This is a genomic window from Oleiphilus sp. HI0086 (assembly GCF_001635225.1).
This window is the reverse complement of sequence record NZ_LWFZ01000821.1, coordinates 1-4,319: the sequence shown is the minus strand read 5'-3', so window position 1 is coordinate 4,319 and position 4,319 is coordinate 1. Positions and strand designations below refer to the sequence as shown.

Genomic DNA, 4,319 nt, shown 5'->3' with positions numbered 1-4,319 from the left:
GAATATACGATCAGGGACGATATAAGAAATCATAAGAACATGAAGATCGATTGGCTCTCTCTCTTTTACGGAAAAAAATTCCAAGCTTTCATCAATAGCCAGGCTGCCCACAAGTTTAGTGGCGATATAGCTCGGCAAGAGGAAGCCGTCTCTTATCTTATTGAAAAACTATCAGAAAACGATTGGGCCATGTGCCAAAAGCACAATGGACTATCCTCCCCAGAAGGCTATCTGAAAACTCTATCGGCAAATTTAATGGTTGAGTATGGCAGAAAAGTATTCGGTCGAAAACGCCCGCCGGAATGGTTGAAGCGAGAGGGCTCATTTTGGGAGCAGATTTGGAATGACCTTTGTTTAAAGCGTGAAGGCGCAGAGTTTATCATTGATAAAGCCTGTAAAAATGGCGAGCGCGAGCCCTCATCAATCAAAAATATTATCCGTACCATCAAGGTCAAAATCCCCTGGTGTGGCGTCAGTAATCGTCCCGAATCTATTGACGACGACGAATATGGCGCTGATAGTTATGTTTATGAAAACGATAGCTTTGACGGCAATGGCATTGATGAGCACTATAAAAAAAATAACTACAACCAGATCCTCTCTCTGGTTCAATTGATCCTGACAGGCAATGAAGAAAGCGAGCAAAACACTATTACCGCGCTGGATAAGGACATTGTCAGCGCAGTTCATGCCATACAGCTCTCAGCAGAAGAGCGTCTAATGTTACGTATGCACTATATTGACGGCTATAGTCACAGTGCCATTGCGAGAAGACTAGATGTCGCAAAGCACATTCCTGTCCGTCAGAATAAAAAAACCCTCGAAAGATTATTAGCGATACTTAATAGTCTCGGGTTAGATTTTGAACCTATTGGCTGAGAGTATTCACGGTGAATGAGATAGAAGAAAAGAAAAGTCGTCTAGATCACGCGCTCGCTCAACTGATCGTTCATGCGCCAGATGGCGCGAAACAGGCCCTAGGCCCTGAAGCTTCGTTAGAAGAGTTGGCTGCGCTAGCTGAAGGTAAGCTAAGCAAGACTAGAAAGCATCAAATCTATGGGCAATTCGAGAATAACCAAAATTTGTATGAAACCTGGCTCGCAATGGATGTGCCTCAAGAACAAATGAGCAGCGAAAAAGCTGAGTCCCAAGCGACTCGCCCATCACGCATAGAGATGTTAACAGCATGGTTTGCTGAGTTATTTTCCTGGCAAGGCGCTTTAACCGCGAGTATGGGTATATTTGTTGGTGCCATTGGTATGCTCATTTCCCACTCTTCCCTGGAAAAGAGCCCTGTAGAAAACTCTACAAACCAATTAGCGATTAATGCCCCGCTAGACTCGCCTCAAAAAGCCAAGCAAGGCGATGCCCAACAAGTCGCTCTGCTAGGCAAAATTAAGTGCTACGCTGTCGAGCCAAAAGAGCTGAGTGAGTTTTGTGTATCAAATACGCTGAATACCCAGCATTGGCTCCATAGCAACGAGGGAGGTCTTCTCAAAGCCATTCCTTCTCCATATAATGTTGGCAGTCTTATGGACGTAAGAGTTACTACTAACAAAATTGCTTTGATATCCTCCAATGATGAGTCAAATGTCGATCTGATCATTGCGTCATATCAATTTAATAATGAAATGATTAGCTACGAGACTATCTATCAATATAGCAATAGAAAAGACCGTTCAGAGCATCTTGCTTCGGCAATAGAAATAAAGCAGCTAACTCAGAACAAGCTTACGTTCAAAGTTTTACGTAAAGATGGCCAGCTCGTAACAGAAACTTATAACTTTTAGCTCAATACAAGTGAACCAAGGCATGCAATTAAATTCTGGCAAAATATCTATAAACCGACATCAGCTGACCTTCATTGCTCTGCTTTTAAGCATCGCATTTCCAATGGCTAGTTGGGCTGACGACAGTATTCCCTCCTGGGTAAAAAGACCACCAGCTGACGACAGCCAATTTATGTATGGTGTCGGTGAAGGCGATAATTTAGACAGCGCCAAGCAAAGCGCTTTAAAGGATATTGCAGGAAAGCTTTCGACCAATGTTAGCAGTGAGTCCGAAAACCGAGATTATTTATCCAACGGTGTGAGTGAAAGCTCCTTTAGTCAAAAGGTAAATACCCGCATTCAAGACGTAAAACTATCAGGTTTTGATGTCCGTGAAAGCCTGAAGCGGGCTAACAAGCATTACGTATTGCTTGCGATGAAACGCAGCACCTTTGTAGCCGATAAGGTTAATCAGTTAAATGAAGTGAACAACAGCATCGACGCCGAATTACAGGGCCTTAGTGGTAAAAACAAACTACTCCAACTATTGGCCTACAATCAGGCAAATACATACGCAATTCAAGGACGCGAGCTTGTTAGTCTGATCCATGCAGCCGACCCTAGCCAAAATAAGCAGGGTGACCTGGATCGTTACCGAAGCTTTGTTCAAAAAGAGAAAGCATTGCTCGAACAAACAAAATTTTCTTTAAACTCAGACGCTTCACTCAAACCTCTTGTCCGTCATATTAAAAAGATTATGCAAACTAATGGCTTTCAAGTTACTAGCCCGATGAGGGCTGACAGCATCATTGAGTTAGAAGGAAGCATAAAAGAGAAAGAAATATTCTCAACCAAGATGGTTAATATCGATTTAGAGATTTTGGTCAAAACCGATAGTGAACAGTTGGTCAGCAGTAATAGCTACCAACTCAAAGGCTCTTCTGTCAGCAGTTTCGACTCAAGCAGAGATAAAGCAATGCAGCAAATTGCTAACGAGGTGAAGAGCAAAATAGATGTCTATCGTATGCTTGGCTTGGTTAACTAGAAATCAGACCGGAATTTAGAAAGTACTAATTAATAGGAATAGGCTTTGGCCTAAAAACAAAATAATGGAGAGTTCAATGAAAAAAGCTACCTTACTATTAGGTTCAATCAGTGTGCTTCTATCTGGCTGTGCTGGAATGATGGGGCCAAAGCAAGTGGACCTCAGTGAATACAATCGAGCGCCATTAATGCAGGCAAAAATCTTACCTTCTAAAGAAGAGTTTGGCGGCGGTAAAACAAAAGTGGTCGTTTTTAATTTAGATGATAGCAATGTAGCCTTAGCCAAAAGCGCTAAAGCCGGCTATAGCTTTGCCAAAGCACTGGAAGACAAGATCTCTGTTACGGGAGCCGAAGTAGTTGACCGCTCTATCGCTCAGAAACTCCAACAGGAAATTGAATTGGCGGAAATGCATGGAAGCTCAGGTTATGCAGGGCCAAATGTTGCGAGTTATGCTGTAACCGGTGAAGTAAGCGCTGCAAATGTAGGCGCTGTCTATAACAAAGCTGAGCGCTGGCAAGACAAAAAAGGTCAATGGCATCAGCGCTCAGCGAGCTGCCGTTATTCCGCACAAGCAAAAGCGAATTTGCGTATCTACAAAATGCCAGAGTTAAAGCTACTTAGCTCAATCTCGGTTGATGGGGATGTCAGTGACTCACAAGATACTTATGGCAGCCACTGCCCTATTTCAAAACAGTCGCAAGAAGGCATGATTCAACAAGCAGCTCTGGATGCAATCGAAAATTTTGATGTCGAGATACAAAACCAGTTTGCACCCAAAGCCTATGTCGTTGAGCGCTTGAGCAATGGCGAGGAAAGTATATTTAAGCTGTCTCAAGGCAGCATGCAAGGCTTCAAACCTGAGTCTCTAGTGACCATTTACCGAGCCATGGAAGTTAAAAACCCAATAACGGGTGAGACCTCAATGGAAGAGTATCCTATTTCAAAAGGCGTCGTGACCGCTCAAGCCGCTGAAAACTATGCTTGGGTTGCGCTGGATGATAGCGAAAAAGACAATGCGATCAAATTAGGCCACTATGCAAAAGTAAAGTATGAGCGATCTCTGTTTTCAACTATAGGGAAGATGGTTGATTCTGCATTGCCTTAATGGTGATTATCGTTGCGGGTCTTCTGTTCTGTAGCGCTGCTGCCCATGCAGGATTAATCTTCGTGAAAGAAGGCGGACTCGTATTTATTAAAATGTTTAATATTGATAGTAGCAGCTCTTATATAGTGACCTATCAAAATGGTATTCAATGAGAGGCCGCAGGTAATGGGGGAGGCTTTTGTTCGTACAATAGTGTAATTCATTAGCCTTGCTTCTCAACAGGTATTCTGAGGGTGAATAGCAAAAAGGTAACCAAGGAAATCGTTTATGAAATATCGAATTTTAGTATTACTTATCGCTTTTTTACCAGCTTGTAGCACCCTCGCCCCCGTACCTCTTCAACTCGTCTCCCTTGAAGAGCTCGCTCAACTTGAACAAGAGCAAGCCGCTCAAGTAGCTG

At 43.1% G+C, this 4,319-nt stretch carries 4 protein-coding genes; all 4 read left to right on the top strand.

Features of this window, described 5'->3' with window-relative positions; genetic code table 11:
* Positions 1-879, top strand: an 879-nt coding sequence (locus A3756_RS14710) for an RNA polymerase sigma factor (RefSeq protein ID WP_231875548.1), incomplete at its 5' end; no start/stop codon positions are given.
* Positions 880-890: 11 nt separating this feature from the next.
* On the top strand, positions 891-1,790 hold the full coding sequence (locus tag A3756_RS14705; RefSeq protein ID WP_068553763.1) for a hypothetical protein: 900 nt from the start codon (positions 891-893) through the stop codon (positions 1,788-1,790).
* A 22-nt stretch (positions 1,791-1,812) separates the two neighbouring features.
* Complete coding sequence (locus A3756_RS14700) at positions 1,813-2,814, top strand: LPP20 family lipoprotein (protein WP_068553762.1); 1,002 nt, start codon at positions 1,813-1,815, stop codon at positions 2,812-2,814.
* A gap of 76 nt (positions 2,815-2,890) precedes the next feature.
* A complete protein-coding gene (locus A3756_RS14695) occupies positions 2,891-3,919 on the top strand; it encodes a hypothetical protein (RefSeq protein WP_068553761.1) in 1,029 nt (342 codons plus the stop codon).
* The last annotated feature ends 400 nt before the right edge of the window (positions 3,920-4,319 follow it).